Annotated in this window: 12 protein-coding genes; 3 read left to right on the top strand and 9 right to left on the bottom strand. The window is 76.1% G+C overall.

The features are described from left to right. Positions 1 to 184: 184 nt before the first annotated feature. Genes AB0O40_RS35135 through cbiE form a run of 3 tightly spaced genes read right to left on the bottom strand, consistent with a single transcriptional unit; the run spans position 185 to position 3,019 of the window. A complete protein-coding gene (locus AB0O40_RS35135) occupies positions 185 to 955 on the bottom strand; it encodes a cobalt-precorrin-6A reductase (protein WP_365049837.1) in 771 nt (256 codons plus the stop codon). Further along, positions 945 to 1,694 carry a precorrin-4 C(11)-methyltransferase gene (cobM, locus tag AB0O40_RS35130; RefSeq protein ID WP_365049835.1) on the bottom strand — a complete coding sequence of 250 codons (750 nt, stop codon included), beginning with the start codon at positions 1,692 to 1,694 and terminating at the stop codon, positions 945 to 947. Before cobM ends, AB0O40_RS35135 begins: the two co-directional genes overlap by 11 nt. Then, positions 1,691 to 3,019: a precorrin-6y C5,15-methyltransferase (decarboxylating) subunit CbiE gene (cbiE, locus tag AB0O40_RS35125; RefSeq protein ID WP_365049839.1), complete on the bottom strand. Its 1,329-nt coding sequence runs from the start codon at positions 3,017 to 3,019 to the stop codon at positions 1,691 to 1,693. Before cbiE ends, cobM begins: the two co-directional genes overlap by 4 nt. A gap of 267 nt (positions 3,020 to 3,286) precedes the next feature. Between cbiE and AB0O40_RS35120 the strand changes: the two genes are divergently transcribed. Continuing rightward, entirely contained in the window at positions 3,287 to 4,210 is a 924-nt protein-coding gene (locus AB0O40_RS35120) for an oxidoreductase (RefSeq protein ID WP_365049833.1), read from the top strand. A 44-nt stretch (positions 4,211 to 4,254) separates the two neighbouring features. Here AB0O40_RS35120 and AB0O40_RS35115 read toward each other — a convergent pair whose 3' ends face one another. After that, positions 4,255 to 4,734, bottom strand: coding sequence for a MarR family transcriptional regulator (locus tag AB0O40_RS35115; RefSeq protein WP_365049832.1), 480 nt, complete (start codon positions 4,732 to 4,734; stop codon positions 4,255 to 4,257). 188 nt (positions 4,735 to 4,922) lie between these two features. Between AB0O40_RS35115 and AB0O40_RS35110 the strand changes: the two genes are divergently transcribed. Beyond that, positions 4,923 to 6,140, top strand: coding sequence for an MFS transporter (locus AB0O40_RS35110; protein ID WP_365049830.1), 1,218 nt, complete (start codon positions 4,923 to 4,925; stop codon positions 6,138 to 6,140). 36 nt (positions 6,141 to 6,176) lie between these two features. Here AB0O40_RS35110 and AB0O40_RS35105 read toward each other — a convergent pair whose 3' ends face one another. Continuing rightward, positions 6,177 to 6,647, bottom strand: a complete 471-nt coding sequence (locus AB0O40_RS35105; protein WP_365049828.1) for a hypothetical protein — start codon at positions 6,645 to 6,647, stop codon at positions 6,177 to 6,179. Between the two features lie 226 nt (positions 6,648 to 6,873). On the opposite strand from AB0O40_RS35105, the gene AB0O40_RS35100 reads away from it, so the two are divergent. Then, positions 6,874 to 7,908: a phosphatidylinositol-specific phospholipase C domain-containing protein gene (locus AB0O40_RS35100; RefSeq protein ID WP_365049826.1), complete on the top strand. Its 1,035-nt coding sequence runs from the start codon at positions 6,874 to 6,876 to the stop codon at positions 7,906 to 7,908. Positions 7,909 to 7,932: 24 nt separating this feature from the next. On the opposite strand, the gene AB0O40_RS35095 is transcribed toward AB0O40_RS35100, so the two are convergent. The 4 genes from AB0O40_RS35095 to AB0O40_RS35080 all read right to left on the bottom strand — a co-directional run bounded on the left by AB0O40_RS35095 (position 7,933) and on the right by AB0O40_RS35080 (position 14,682). Then, complete coding sequence (locus AB0O40_RS35095; protein ID WP_365049825.1) at positions 7,933 to 8,862, bottom strand: AEC family transporter; 930 nt, start codon at positions 8,860 to 8,862, stop codon at positions 7,933 to 7,935. A 38-nt stretch (positions 8,863 to 8,900) separates the two neighbouring features. After that, entirely contained in the window at positions 8,901 to 9,569 is a 669-nt protein-coding gene (locus tag AB0O40_RS35090; protein WP_365049823.1) for a hypothetical protein, read from the bottom strand. 101 nt (positions 9,570 to 9,670) lie between these two features. Further along, positions 9,671 to 12,109, bottom strand: a complete 2,439-nt coding sequence (locus AB0O40_RS35085; protein WP_365049821.1) for a SpoIIE family protein phosphatase — start codon at positions 12,107 to 12,109, stop codon at positions 9,671 to 9,673. Next, a complete protein-coding gene (locus AB0O40_RS35080; protein WP_365049819.1) occupies positions 12,106 to 14,682 on the bottom strand; it encodes a SpoIIE family protein phosphatase in 2,577 nt (858 codons plus the stop codon). The genes AB0O40_RS35085 and AB0O40_RS35080 overlap by 4 nt, the downstream gene beginning before the upstream one ends. Between the last annotated feature and the right edge of the window lie 648 nt (positions 14,683 to 15,330).

The raw sequence follows: 15,330 nt of genomic DNA, 5'->3' as shown, positions 1-15,330 counted from the left end.
TGCCGGGGCTACGGCGGGCCTGTCCAGCCTCGCCGGCGATTGAGGCGCGGGGGTCCGGGGGCGGAGCCCACGGTTTCGGGAAGGGGCGGGGAGGGGAACGGCTCCGCGCAGCGGCCACCCGCACGTGAGCCGGCGGCCATGACGAGGCCGCGCCGGGCCAGGGCCGGGCCCAGCCTGGCCCGGGTCAGGCGTGGGCGTCGAGCCAGGCGACGGCGGTCGGGACGTCGACGGCCACGGGGACGTCAGTCGGCACCGGCGGCCGCCCGACCACGACCACCGGCACCCCCAACTCCCGCGCAGCCACCAGCTTCGGCGCAGTGGCCGCACCCCCGCTGTCCTTGGTGACCAGGACCGAGATGCCATGGGAGCGCAGCAGCTCCCGCTCCCCCTCCAGGCTGAACGGCCCCCGGTCCAGCAGGACGTCCATCCGGGCCGGGGCCGGACCCTCGGGCGCGTCCACCGAACGCACCAGGAAGCGCAGCGAGTCCAGCCCCGCGAAGGCGGCCAGGCCCATCCGCCCGGTGGTGAGGAACACCCGCTCGCCCAGCGCCCCGCCGGCCAGCAGCGCCGCGGCGGCCGGCAGTGAGGCCACCGGGTGCCAGGCGTCGCCCGCCACCGGTTCCCAGGACGGCCGGCGCACCGCGAGCAGCGGCACGCCCGAAACGGCCGCGGCCGCGGCCGCGTTGAAGCTGATGCGCTCGGCGAAGGGGTGGGTCGCGTCCACCATCGCGGTGACCCGGTGCTCCCGCAGCCATGCGGCGAGTCCCGCCGGACCGCCGAAGCCGCCGATCCGCACCTCGCCGGGCGGCGGTACCGGCCGGGCCACCCGGCCGGCCAGCGAACTGGTCACCCGCAGCCCGGGGAGCCCCGCCAGGGCCTCGGCCAGCCGGCGCCCCTCGGTGGTGCCGCCGAGGACCAGCACGTGCCGGTCCACGGCCCCGCCGCTAGCAGACATGCCGGTCGCGCTCGGGCGAGTACAGGTGGCTGTCCGGGAACTGCTCGGCGGCCAGCGTCCGGCCCACGATGATCACCGAAGTCCGCACCAGGCCCGCCGCCTTGACCTGGCCGGCGATCTCGTCGAGCGTGCCGCGCAGCACCAGCTCGTCCGGGCGGCTGGCCATCGCGACCACCGCCACCGGGCAGTCGGCGCCGTAGTGCGGCAGCAGCTCGGCCACCACCCGGTCGACGTAGCGGGTGGCCAGGTGCAGGACGAGGAGCGCCCCGCTGCGGCCGAGGGTGGCCAGGTCCTCGCCGGCCGGCATCGGGGTGGCCTGCTGCGCGATCCGGGTGAGGATCACGGTCTGGCCGACCGTCGGCACCGTCAGCTCGCGCTTGAGCGCCGCCGCGGCGGCCGCGAACGCCGGTACGCCCGGGACGACTTCGTATGGCACCCCGGCCGCGTCCAGCCGCCGCATCTGCTCGGCGACGGCGCTGAAGACCGACGGGTCGCCCGAGTGCAGCCGGGCCACGTCGAGCCCGGCCTCGTGGGCCTGCACCAGCTCCGCCACGATCTCGTCCAGCGTGAGCCGGGCGGTGTCCACCAGCCGGGCGTCCGGCGGGCATTCGGCGAGCAGTTCGCGGGGCACCAGGCTGCCGGCGTACAGGCAGACCCGGCAGGAGGCGAGGGTACGGGCCCCGCGCACGGTGATCAGATCGGCGGCCCCGGGGCCCGCGCCGATGAAGTACACGGTCATGTGAGATCTCCTGAAGTGCCGGGCGGGGTGGTGCTGTCGTGGGCGGGGGGCGCGGCGGGGCCGCTGTCGGACGGCTTGGTGACCGACCACTGCGTGATGGGCATGGCCTGCCGCCAGCCGGTGAAGGAGCCCACCGGCACCGCGTGCGAGACCGCGAGCTTGACCAACTCGCCGCCGTGGGTGCGGTACCAGCGGGCGAGCAGGGCCTCCGACTCGAGCGTGACGGTGTTGGCCACCAGCCGGCCGCCCGGTCGCAGGGCCGCCCAGCAGGCCTCCAGCAGGCCCGCGGCGGTCAGCCCGCCGCCGATGAACACCGCGTCGGGGGAGGGGAGTTCGGTCATCGCCCCGGGGGCGGCGCCGCGCACCACCCGCAGCCCGGGCACGCCGAGGGCGGCCGCGTTGCGGCCGATCCGGTCCGCCCGCACCTCGTCCCGTTCCACGGATATCGCCCGGCAGGTCCGGTGGCTGCGCATCCACTCGATGGCGATCGAGCCGGAGCCGCCGCCGACGTCCCACAGCAGTTCCCCGGGGGCCGGTGCCAGCGCGCTCAGGGTGACCGCGCGGACGTGCCGCTTGGTCAGCTGCCCGTCGTGCTCGTACGCCGCGTCCGGGAGGCCGGGGGTGGCGGCGAGCCGCAGCGCGTCCGGGGCGCGCCGGCACTCCACCGCGATGACGTTGAGGGCGTCGCCGGGCGGCCGGTCCCAGTCCGCGGCGGTGCCGGTGGCGTGCGCCTCGTGCTCGGAGCCGAGCTGTTCCAGGACGGTCAGCCGGCTCGGGCCGAAGCCGCGCTCCCGCAGCAGCTGCGCGACCTGGGCCGGGGTGCCGGCGCCCGCGCTGAGGACCAGCAGCCGGCGTCCCTCGTGCAGGGCCGCGACCAGGGTGCCGGGGGCCCGGCCGACCAGGGTGATCACGTCGGTGTCCTCGACCGGCCAGCCGAGCCGGGCGCAGGCGTACGAGACGGAGGACGGGTGCGGCAGCACCCGCAGCCGGGCCGGGCCCAGCTCCTCGCCCAGGGCCCGGCCGATCCCGTAGAACATCGGGTCCCCGCTGGCCAGCACGGCGATCCGGCGGCCGGCGTGCTCCGCGAGCAGCTTGGGGACCGCCGGGCGCAGCGGCGAGGGCCAGGCCACCCGCTCGCCCCGGCAGGAGTCCTCCGGGAGCAGGGCCAGCTGGCGGGGGCCGCCGATCAGGACCTCGGCCTCGGTGAAGGCGCGCCGCGCCGGGGCGGCCAGCCCGGCCCAGCCGTCCGCGCCGATGCCGACGACGGTGACGGCCGGCGGCCCGGCCGGCGGCGCCACGGGTGCCGCGGGGGAGGGTACGGACAGCGAAGGTGTCGGGGGCGCTTCGGAGCTCACTGCCGGTCCTCGGGGATCGCTGGAGGGGGAGGAGCCCGACTCTACTGGCCGCTGACCTGCGGCTGGAGCCCCGGGGCCTGTGGAGGTCGTCACGCGGGCGGCGGCCGGGGCCGTGGCGGGATCCGGCCGGGTCCCGGGCGCCCCAGGGGCCCCGGGGCTTCCCTTCGGCGGCCCTTTGGGGTGTGGTCACCCCGAGCGGTACCGCAGGGGTGCGGCCGGTGGGAAGGGGCATCGCGCATGACGGGCTGGAGCGCACGGGAGATCCCCGGTCAGGGTGGCCGGACCGCGGTGGTGACCGGGGCCAACAGCGGCATCGGCTACGTCACCGCCCGCGAACTGGCCCGGGCCGGGGCGCACGTCCTGCTCGCCTGCCGCAGCGCGGACCGCGGCGGTGCGGCCCTGGACCGGCTGCGCCGTGAAGTACCGGGTGCGTCGGCCGAGTTCGCCCGACTGGACCTCGGGGACCTGTCGTCCGTACGGGAGTTCGCGGCCGGACTGCGGCCGGGCGGGCTGGACCTGCTGGTCAACAACGCGGGGGTGATGGCCCTGCCGTACGGGCGCACCACCGATGGTTTCGAGACGCAGTTCGGGGTCAACCACCTCGGTCACTTCGCGCTGACCGGGCTGCTGCTGCCCCGGCTGCTGGCCACCCCCGGGGCGCGGGTGGTCTCGCTCTCCAGCGGCTTCCACGCCCTGTCGGACCTGGCGCACGACGACCTCAACAGCGAGACCCGCTACCGGCGTTGGATCGCCTACGGCCGGTCCAAGACGGCCAACCTGCTCTTCGTCCACGAGCTGGCCCGGCGGCTGGCGGCGGCCGGGTCGGAGCTGGTCGCGGCGGCGGCGCACCCCGGCTACGCGGCCACCGGCCTCCTGACGGCGGCGCCCCGGCAGGAGGGCCGCCGGGCCGCCGTGGCGGTGCTGCGGGCGGCCAACGCGGTGCTCGCGCAGCCGGCCGCCTCCGGGGCGCTGCCGACGCTGTACGCGGCGACGGCCCCGGGGGTGCGACCGGACTCCTTCATCGGCCCCCGGCTGGGCTGGCGCGGCGCCCCGGCCCGCTCCTGGCGGGCCCGCTGGACCCTCGACGACGCCTCGGCCGAGCGGCTGTGGACCGCCTCCGAGCAGCTGACCGGCGTACGGTACGAGGCGCTCGCGGGCTGACCTCGGCAGGTGCGGGGGGCGGGGGCCCGGGCGATGCAGGAAGGTCAGGCTCCGCTTGGGGCCGGGGCGTCCGGGGTCGACAGGGCCGCCACCAGGGGGGCCAGCTCCGGTTCGGTGGCGGCAGCGGCGAGGGCTGCCGAGAGGGCGCTCTCATGGGTGGGCCGGGCCTCGGCCAGCAGCTGCGCGCCGCTGTCGGTGACGTTGGTGTAGATGCCGCGGCGGTCGGTGGGGCAGAGGTACCGCTCCAGCAGGCCGCGCTCCTCGAGCCGGGTGACCAGGCGGGTGGTGGCGCTCTGGCTCAGCACCACGGCGTCCGCCACCTGCTTCATCTGGAGGTGGCCGCCGGGCCCCTCGTACTGCCGGTCGAGCACGCCGAGCAGGGAGTACTCCCGGGCGCTCAGGCCGTGGCCGGCCTGGAGGGCGCGCTCCACCCGGCTCTCGATGAGGCCGTGCAGCCGGGACAGGGCGCACCAGCCCTGGGCCAGTGCGGCCGACGGGCCCCCGGCCGTCTCGGTGGCGGTCATCCGCTGCTCCCCTCGCTCACTGCGGGTACGTGTACGCACCCAATCTACCGCGTTTGCCGATAACCCGCGTGTGCAACTATTGTGGACGCAGGCTAAAAGCCTCTGCAACCAATCCTGCGCAGTCCCTCCTGCGCACCTCCATCCCGGGCTGAGCTGCCCGGGCAATCGATCTGGGAAGGCTGCGATCCATGCCTCTCGCGCTCCTGGCCCTGGCGATCGGGGCCTTCGGCATCGGCACCACCGAATTCGTGATCATGGGGCTGCTGCCCCAGGTGGCGACCGACTTCGACGTCTCCATCCCGACCGCCGGGCTGCTGGTGACCGGGTACGCGCTCGGCGTGGTGGCCGGCGCCCCGCTGATGACCGCCCTCGGCACCAAGGTGTCGCGCAAGCGGATGCTGATGCTGCTGATGGGCCTCTTCGTCCTCGGCAACCTCCTCTCCGCCGTGGCCCCCGCCTTCGGGCTGATGCTGGCCGGGCGGGTGGTCGCCTCGCTGGCGCACGGCGCCTTCTTCGGCATCGGCGCGGTGGTCGCGGCCGAGCTGGTCGCCCCCGAGCGGAAGGCCGGCGCCATCGCGATGATGTTCACCGGTCTGACCGTGGCCAATGTGGTCGGCGTACCGCTGGGCACCTGGCTCGGCCAGGCCGCCGGCTGGCGGGCCACCTTCGCCGTGGTCGCCGCGCTGGGCGTGGCCGGCCTGCTGGGCATCGCACGGCTGGTCCCCGAGCTGCCCCGGCCCGAGGGGGTGCGGCTGCGCCACGAGCTCGCCGCCTTCCGCAACGTCCAGGTGCTGCTGGCGATGGCGATGACCGTGCTCGGCTTCGGCGGGGTCTTCGCCGCCATCACCTACATCACGCCCACCCTGACCGGGGTCACCGGCTTCGCGGAGTCCTCCGTGACCTGGCTGCTGGTGCTGTTCGGGCTCGGCATGGTGGCGGGCAACCTGATCGGCGGGCGGTTCGCCGACCGGGCACTGATGCCGATGCTGTACGTCTCCCTCGGGGCGCTCTCGGTGGTGCTGGCCCTCTTCACCGTCACCGCCCACCACAAGGCCGCCGCGGCCGTCACGCTCGTCCTGATCGGGGCGCTCGGCTTCGCGACCGTGCCGCCGCTGCAGAAGCGGGTGCTGGACCAGGCCGCGGGAGCGCCCACGCTGGCCTCCGCCATGAACATCGGCGCCTTCAACCTGGGCAACGCCCTCGCCGCGTGGCTCGGCGGCCTGGTCATCACCGCCGGCCACGGCTACACCGCCCCCTCCTGGGTCGGCGCGGCCCTGGCGGCCGGGGCCCTCCTGCTGGCCCTGACCTCGGGCGCGCTGGAGCGCCGCGCCCGGCCCTCCGGTCCGGCCGGCCGGGTGGTGGCCCACCACCGGCCGGAGCGGACGGCGTCCCGTCTGGGGGCCTGAGGGGGCGGGCCCTCGCGTGGCCGGCCCCGCCGGGGGTCAGTTCAGCTGGTCGCGCACGAGATCGAGGAACGCCTGCCGGCTCGGACGGATGTGTGCCCAGATCTTCTCGTCCTGCGGTCCCTCAGGGTCTCCGGGGCCCTTTCTGATCAACTCCTGGACCGCCCAGGCGAGGCCGCGTGCCGCCGCGCTGACCTCGGGCGCGCACAGGATGTGGAGCGTCTTCTGCGTCACCCACATCCTGTCGAGGACCTGTCGTGCCCGGGCCTGCCACGGCTCGTCGGTCATGTTGTGGTGATGCCGGTCCACCGCGACGCGTTCCGCCTCCTGCACCGCGGACAGGAAGGCGATGAGGTGGGTGAGGCGCTCGCCACGCCGCGCCTCGGCAAGGTCGCGAGCACTGCGCCGCGCCTCGCCGCGCTCCAGGGCGTTGCCCGCCGAGCGTTGGGTCAGTACCGACATGAGCCCGCCGAGCAGGACGCCGGCGAGCGGCGCAAGCGTTGTCCACACGGCGTCAGATTACCTAGCGACGGCATGGGCATGCGGTGCGGGTCGGGGGCGCCCCGGACATCGCGGACGGCCCTGGTGCGCGTACCGGTCCGGGGGTCGTCCGAGGTCGCGGGCGAGGGGCGGGTGTACGGGGCAGCTACTGGGTGGTAACCCGGGGTCTTCCCTCGCGTCATCCAACCACCTTAGCCTCCCCGTGCGTTGACCGCCGACCGAGGGGAGCAGGGGCATGAGGGCACGCGTGCGGGCAGGGGTGGCGATCGCCGGACTGGCGCTGGCCATCGCAGGGTTGGGCGGGGCGCCGGCCGGGGCGGCGGCGGAGCCGCGGTACGACGCCACCACCGGCGTCGGCGTGCACAACGCCTACGAGAAGGCCAAGTACCCCTATCTGGCCGACGCGTTGGACTCCGGCGCCGGCCTGATCGAGCTGGACGTCTGGACCAACTTCTTCGGCAGTTCCTGGCGGGTCGCGCACAGCAACCCCTTCGGGAACGACAACAACTGCGAGAACGCCGCCGGGCCGGACCGGCTCCGCACCGGGTCCCGCAACCAGAACCTCGCCGGCTGCCTCGCCGACCTGAAGGCCTGGCACGACGGGCACCCCGGCCACCGGCCGGTGGTCATCAAGATGGAGCTCAAGGACGGCTTCGCCGCCAACCTCGGCCGCGGCCCGGCCGCGCTCGACGCGCTGCTGACCGCCAAGCTGGGGGACGCCGTCTACCGGCCGGGGGAGCTGGCCGCCGGGTACCCGACCCTCGACGCGGCCGTCCAGGCCCGCGGCTGGCCGAGCCGGTCCGCGCTGGCCGGGAAGTTCGTCTTCGAGCTGATCCCGGGCACCGTCGAGGAGGGCAACCCCTCCGACACCCTCTGGACCGACCGCGAGTACGCCCAGTACCTGCGGGACCTGGCCGCCGGCGGCCGGCTCGGCCAGGCCGCCGCCTTCCCGGCGGTGCACAACGCCGCCGCGGGCGACCCGCGCCCCCGCTACGCCGACAGCTCGATCCGGCCCTGGTTCGTCCTCTTCGACGGGGACGCCAACGCGTACGTCTCGCAGGGCATCGACACCGCCTGGTACGACCAGCGCCACTACCTGCTGGTGATGACCGACGCCCACAACGTCGCCCCGGCCATCGACGGCACCAGCCCCACCGAGGCGCAGGCCCGCGACCGGCTGACCCTGCTGGCCGCCCGGCACGCCAGCGTCATCACCGACGACTGGTACCCGTTGCCGGCCGTGCTCGGGACGGTCGTGCCGCGCGGCTGACCCGCGGCCGGCGCCGGCCCCCGCTCAGGCCAGCAGCCAGGCGATCGTGGTCAGGGACACCACCGAGCAGCAGGTCGAGAGCAGTACGGCGTCCCTGACCAGGCCCGCGTCCAGGCGGTACTCGGTGGCGAAGACGAAGGCGTTCTGGGCGGTCGGCAGCCCGGCCACCAGCACCACCGACAGCAGGGCGTGACCGGTCAGCCCGAAGACCCAACTGCCCAGCGCGTACGCGACCAGGGGCTGCGCCACCAGCTTCAGGCCCACCAGGACCTGCCGCTCGGCGCGGCCCTCGGCGTCCGGCCGGACCCGCGCGTGCAGCGACATGCCGAGCGCGAAGAGCGCGGCCGGCACCGCCGCCCCGCCCAGCAGGTGCAGCGGGTCGACCACCACCGCCGGCAGCGGCCGGCCGAGCAGGGCCACCAGCAGGCCGCCGCCCGAGGCCGCCACCACCGGATTGCGCACCGGCAGCGAGAGCATCCGGCGCAGCGGGGTACGGGACCCCTCGGGCGTGCCGAGGTCGATCATCGTGAGGATCACCGGGGTCACCAGCAGCGTCTGGAACAGCGCCACCGGCACGACGAAGGAGGTGTCCTTCAGGACGTGCACCGCCACCGGGATGCCGAGGTTCGCCGAGTTCACGTACGCGGCGGCCATCGCCGCTATGGCCCGCTCGCCCGGCTTGCGGCGGAACACCCACCGGCCCAGCGCCAGCGCCACCGCGAACACCGCGGCCAGGCTCAGCGCGAAGACCAGCATCCCCGGCTGGACCAGGTCGCCGAGCCGGGACCGGGACATCGTCAGGAACAGCAGCGCGGGCATCGCGAAGGTGAAGGCGAACCGGGCCAGCACGTCCTGGGCGTGCGGGCCCAGGAGTCCGTACCGTCCCGCCAGCCAGCCGAGGGCGGTGACCACCCAGATCGGCAGGAACCCGCCCAGCACTACCGTCCCCGTCATGGCGACCAGTATCGATCAGTGCCCGGGGCGGCCCCGGGTCAGGGGGTGAACTCCTGCTCCAGGCTGTCGATCGCGCCATCCTTGCCGAGGTGGTACTTGAAGACCAGGCCCGCGTCGGGGTGCGCCTCCAGCCAGTCCAGCAGCTCCTGGACGCCGATCCGCTGGTTCTCGGTCGACTCGACGATCGGGTTCACCGCGGTGATGTACGCCGCCTGGTTCAGCGGCATGTCGATCTCGCGGCCCATCGGGGCGAAGGCCGCCCCGTCGGTGTTCGGGTCCGGGCAGTCCCAGTTGCCCAGGTGCACGATCAGGTTGAGCTCGCCGCCCTCGGGGGTGTAGCGCTCCACCGCGATCTCGTCCGGGGAGATCGGCATCTTGTGGTCGCAGTCGGGGGAGCCCGCCGGCTTGGGGGCCCCGGGTGCCTTCGTCGGCTTCGCGGACCCCTTCGCGCCGGAGCCGCTGCCGGGGGCGGCGGTGGCCGAGGGCCCGGACTTCGGCGTGGCCGCGGCGGTGGGTTCCGCGCCGGCGCCGGCCGGGGGCGTGCTGCTCGCGGTGGAGCCGGCCGGAGTGGCGACCGGACTCGGGGTGGCGCCGCCGACGACCTGGCCGGCCGCGTCCTGGCCCCCGCCGCCGCACGCGGTGAGCGCCAACGCCCCGCACAGCACCGCCGCAGCGATCCCGGATCTCCGCCCCGCGCTCCGCCTCATGGTCCCGCTCCCTGCCACTCTCCGTGAATGTGTCGGGCAGAACGTAGCGTGGCCGGATCCCGTCGGTGAACGGGCCCCGGGGCATCGTCACCGATCCGCGATCACGCTGTTGCAGAGCGCGGACCTTGTGCCTCGTCCGAGGGGGAGGCGACCAGGGGGAGGGCCTGCTCGGCCCAGATGGTCTTGCCGGTGGAGGTGTACCGGGTACCCCACTGCTGCGTCATGTGGGCGATCAGGAACAGGCCCCGGCCGCCCTCGTCCTCGCTGGAGGCCCGGCGCAGGTGCGGGGAGGTGTGCCCGGTGTCGGAGACCTCGCAGATCAGCGTCTGGTCCCGGATCAGCCGCAGTTGCACCGGGCCCGAGGCCGCGTACCGCACCGCGTTGGTGACCAGCTCGCTGACGATCAGCTCGGTGGTGAACCCCAGCTCGTCCAGGCCCCATTCGGCGATCTGCCGGGCCGCCGCCGCCCGGGCGTGCCCCACCGCCTCCGGATCGGCGGGCAGTTCCCAGACCGCGACCTGGTGATGGCCCAGGGTGTGGGTGCGGACCAGCAGCAGGGCCGCGTCGTCCTCCACCGGGTACGGCAGCAAGGTGGCCACCGCCTCGTCGCAGAGCTCGTCCAGCGGCCGGTGGTGGTCCGCCAACACGCCGCGCAAAGACTCCAGTTGCTCGTCCACATCCCGGTCCCGGCCCCGGATCAGGCCGTCGGTGAAGAGCGCCAGCACGCTGCCGCGGGGCAGCCGCACCTCCGCCGCCTCGAAGGGCAGCCCGCCCAGCCCCAGCGGGGGGCCGGCGGGCAGCTCCAGGAACGAGACGGTGCCCGAGGCCGGGTCCACCACCGCGGGCAGCGGATGCCCGGCCCGCGCCATCGAGCACATCCCGGACACCGGGTCGTACACCGCGTACAGGCAGGTCACCCCCAGCGCCTCGTCCTCGGGGACGCCCTCGCCCCCGACCGGGACCGCGGCCCCTTCGTCCGCCCCCTGGGCGACCAGGTCGTCCAGGCGGGACAGCAGCTCGTCCGGCGCCAGGTCCAGCCGGGCGAGCGCGCGGACGCTGGTGCGCAGCCGGCCCATGGTGGCCGCCGCCCGCAGTCCGTGGCCGACCACGTCGCCCACCACCAGGCCCACCCGCGTCCCGGACAGGGCGATCACGTCGAACCAGTCGCCGCCCACCCCCGCCGCCACGTCGGCCGGCAGGTAGCGGTACGCCAGGTCCACGGCGGTCAGCCGGGGCAGCAGCCGGGGCAGCAGGCTGCGCTGGAGCATCAGGGCCGCGCCGTGCTCCCGGGTGTACCGGCGGGCGTTGTCCACGCACACCGCGGCCCGCGCCACCAGCTCCTCGGCCACCGCCAACTCACCCGGTTCGAAGGGGTCGTTGCGGGTCACCCAGGCGAAGGTCACCACGCCCAGCGGCACCTCCTCCACGCGCAGCGGCACGGCCAGCAGCCGGGCCCCGCCGACGTGCTCGGGCACCGCGCGGCCGGTGGCCAGCGCCCGGGCCCCGGGGGTGTCCGGCGGGGCGCCGACCGGCCGCGGCCGGCCCGGCCCGTCCTGCTGCGCCTCGGTCAGCCGGACCAGCGGCCCCACCCCGTCGGCCACCGGCGCCGGCCGGTCGCCCTCCAGCACCGGGGCGAGCAGGTCGACGGTGACCGAGTCGGCGAACCGCGGTACCGCCACCTCCGCCAACTCCCGTGCGGTGCGCGCCATGTCGAGGCTGGTGCCGACCCGCCGGCCGGCCTCCACCAGCAGGTCGAGCCGCTGCTGGGCCAGGTACCGGTCGGTGATGTCCACCGACTCCTCGCAGACGCCGAGCGGCCGGCCCGCCGCGTCCTGGAGCCGGTAGTACGAGCAGGACCAGACCCGGTCCCGCTCCGGGTCGGAGGGGGCCCGCCCGCCGTAGTGCAGGTCGATGACGGGCCGGCCGGTCTCCAGCACCGCGCGCATCGTCTCCAGCAGGGTGTCCGGCCGCCCGGGGGTGAGCACCGTGCCGCGGTCGACCATCTCGTCGGGGCCCAGGCCGACGTACTGGGCCGGCCCCATCTCCTCGTTGAGCGCTTCGTTCGTCCACACCACCCGCAGCTCGGTGCCGTAGATCGCCAGTCCGATGGGGGACTGGGTGACCAGGCCGCGCAGCATCGACTGCAGTGCCTCCCAGCGCTCCGTCTCGCCCGCCTCGGCCATCGCGATCAACCGCGCGCCGGCGGACTCGGCGGTGGGGAGGGCGAGTTCGGAGTCCGCGGCGGTGCCGGCCGGTGGCGGTGGCAGCACGGTCAGCGGCAGCACGGCCAGGGCCACCCGGACCGGACGCCCGTCGAGGTGCCGCAGTACGACGGTACGGCGGCCGGGCCCGAGCAGGTCCGCCGTGCCGTCGTACGGAGGGACCGGGCGGCCCAGCACCGCGGCGGCCGGATACCCCAGCAGCGCCTCGGCGGCCGCGCTCCACCCGAGCACCCGGCCCCGCGCGTCCAGGACGGCGGTGGCCGCGCGCGCCAGGTCCAGCGGTCCACGGGGGTCGCGGCCGGGCTCCGGAGTGCTCATCGGCCGTCCCCACCCCCCTCGTCGCTCGTGGTGGGCCAGCGCGCGGCGAGCAGCAGCGCGATGTCGTCGGGCCGGTCGGCGGCCCGCCCGGCCTCCGCCACCAGCCGGTCGGCGGTGGTGGCCAGCGGCGCGGGTGCGGCCTCGTCGAGCACCCGGCGCAGCCGCTCGATGCCGTGGTCGATGTCCTCGCCGGCCTGCTCGACCAGCCCGTCCGTGTAGAGGGCGAGCACCGCGCCCGGCTCGAGCCGCAGCTCGGTGACGGGGTATCCGGCCGCGTCGTCCACCCCCAGCACCACCCCGCCGGCCAGGTCCAGCACCTCGGTGCCGCCGTCCGGGTGCCGCAGCAGCGGTGGCAGGTGGCCGGCCCGCACGGCCCGGGCCCGGCCGGTGGCCGGGTCGAGCAGGACGTAGCAGCAGCTCGCGAACTGGCCCGGGTCCAGGTCGATCAGCAGCCGGTTGGTGCCGCTCATCACGGCCGCCGGGTCCTGCCCGCTCAGCGAGAAGGCCCGTACCGCGCTGCGGAGTTGACCCATCGTCCCGGCCGCGTGCACGCCGTGGCCCTGGACGTCCCCGATGACCAGGGCGAGCAGTCCGCCCTCGGTCTCGACCACGTCGTACCAGTCGCCGCCCACGTCCATGCCCTGGGTGCCGGGCAGGTACCGGCCGGCCGTGTCCACCAGCGAGCGCACCGGCAGCCGGTGCGGCAGCAGGGCGTCCTGCAGGCCCCGGGCGAGGGCGGCCTCGGTGTCGTAGCGCTGGGCCCGCTGGAGCGCCTGGGCGATCAGCCCGGCGAGGGCCGTGAGGACCGTACGCTCCTCCGGGCTGAAGCCGCGGGGGGCGTCGAAGCCGAGGATGCAGGAGCCGACCGGCCGCCCCGAGGCGATCAGGGGGAGGAAGGCGCGGGCGCCGGTGTCGGAGTCGAGCGGGATGCCGGGGTAGGCCCGGGCCAGGTGCTCCATCGACTCGAAGAAGAGCGGCCGGCCGGTGGTCAGCGTCTCCACGCCCGGCAGCCGTGCGTCCAGGGTGACGCCGTCGAAGCGGTCCAGGAACCCCTGCGGGAAGCCGGCCTCCCAGGCGAGGTACAGATGGCGCTCGTTGAGCAGGTAGATGGCCAACTGGCCGCCGCCGAAGGCCGGCAGCAGCTCCTCGGTCACCACAACCGACACCTGACGTGCCGTCACCGCCTCGCTGAGCGCGATGGCCAGGGCCACCGGCCGGTACAGCGCCGAGGCGCGGTCGGCGGGCGAACCGAGTCCGCCCCCCGGCGCGGCCACCGAGCGGGGGGTGTACGCCGGGTGCTCCGCGGCCGACAGCAGCACGGTGACCCCGCCCGCGGCCGGGTGCAGGGAGACCGAGACCCACTCCTGCGGGCCGCTGCGGGCCAGGAAGTGCACCGGGTCGGGGGAGAGCAGCGCCGCCCGGAAGTAGTCCTCGTAGGCCGGCCGGCCGAACCACGGCAGCGCCTCCCACAACACCCGCCCCAACAGCTCCTCCCGCCCCCGGCGGAGCAGGCTGACGGCGCCGTCGTTGAGGTACGTGGTGCGGCCGAGCCGGTCCAGACAGAGCAGCGGCTGCCCCAACCGGTCGGTGGCCTCCCCGCCGAGCGGCCGGCGGCCGAGGTCGTAGAGGCGGCCGGTCAGGACGGGGGGCCCGGGGGCGCTCTGGGCGGGCCTTGGGGCGCCCGTCGTGGGCCCGGGAGAACTCTCCGCGGCCCCCGTGGCGCTCTCCGCGGGCCCGGGCCGGGGGCCGTACGTCAGCTCCAGGAGCCGCATGGCGCCGTCCGGGCCGCGGAGCCGGAGCCGGCGGGGCTCCGGGCCGGCCCCGGCGGGCGCCGGGCCCTCCTCCGGGCCGCCGGGCCCGCCCGGCTCCCGCAGCCGGCGGGCCAGCGCGTGCAGCCCGTAGACGTCCGCCGCGTCCCAGCCCGCCGTCAGGGCCTCGGGGGTGCCGGGGCGGCCGCCGAGCGCGGCCCGGAGCGCGTCGTCGGCGCGTACGGTGCCCTCGGCCGGGTCCCACTCGAAGGAGCCGAGCGGCGGGGGCGGGCCGAGCGGGGCGGGCAGCTGCACCTCCACCGGCTCCTCCTCCCAGCGGACCTCGCCGCCGTCGGCCGTCCACGCGTCCAGGGCCTCGGCCAGCCGGGCGGCGGCCCGGTGCAGCCGCCGGCGGTCGCCGTGGCCGACCGGGCCGCCGGGGCCGGCGGGCCGCAGCACCATCAGGACGCCGTACCGCCCGCCGCCGGACGCGCGGCCGGTGACCGGCTCGTACAGCGAACCGAAGGGGTAGGGCAGCCCGGCCATCAGCTGGGGGAAGCGGCGCATGGCCTCTTCGGGGTCGGCGAGGTAGACGGGCTGGCCGGTGCGGTGGGCTTCGGCGACGGGGAAGGGGCGGTTGACGTGCATCCGCCACCAGGGGGAGAACAGCGGGCCGGGCAGCCCGGCGAGCACGGCCAGCCGCAGCAGTCCGGCGGTCCCCGTGCGCAGGTACACGCCCCCGGCGTAGCCGCCCACGGACTCGATCGCGCCCACGACGGCATGGGCGAGCGCCAGGGCGAGTCCGTCCGGAGCTCGGCCGTTCACCCAGCCAGCATGTCCCCCCGCCGCCCCGCCCGCATCCCGGCCCCGCCCCTGCCTCGGCCCGGCCCCTCCGTCTGGCGTCCCCTTGTGGCTCCGGCCCCTCCGCCTGGCGGCCGCGTGTGCCGCGCGGCCCCTCTGCCTGGCGGCCGCCTGTGCCGTCCGGCTACTTCCGCCGCCCGGCCGCCGGGCCGCCCCTGCTGGCCTGCGACCCCTTGTGCGGTCCGGCCCCTCCGTCTGGCGGCCGCGTGTGCCTTCCGGCGCCTTGTGCCGTCCGGCTGCTTCCGCCGGCCGGGCGCCGCGCCCCCCCGCTGGACATCTCCAGCCCCGCCGGAGTGGTGGCACATCCAGCCTCGCCGGCGCTTGAGGCGCGGGGTCCGGGGCGGAGCCCCGGAGCCTGGGCGCCGCCCACCCTTTGCGTCCCGCGGGGGCGGGGGCCCGCATATCCAGCCTCGCCGGCGTTTGAGGCGACCGTCGCGGAGCGGCGGTACTGGGTCCGGGGCGGAGCCCCGAAACCTGGGCCCGGCCTTTGCGTCCGCCCGGGCGGGGACCCGCCCATCCAGCCCCGCCGGCGTTTGAGGCGCGGGGTCCGGGCCCGCGCCCGGCCGCTGCGCGGAGCCGGCCCCACCCCGCCCCTTCCCGAAACCGGTGGGC

Origin of the sequence: Streptomyces sp. NPDC089919 (genome assembly GCF_040684615.1) — a bacterium.
GTDB lineage: Bacteria > Actinomycetota > Actinomycetes > Streptomycetales > Streptomycetaceae > Streptomyces.
This window is presented reverse-complemented; position numbering and strand designations above follow the sequence as displayed.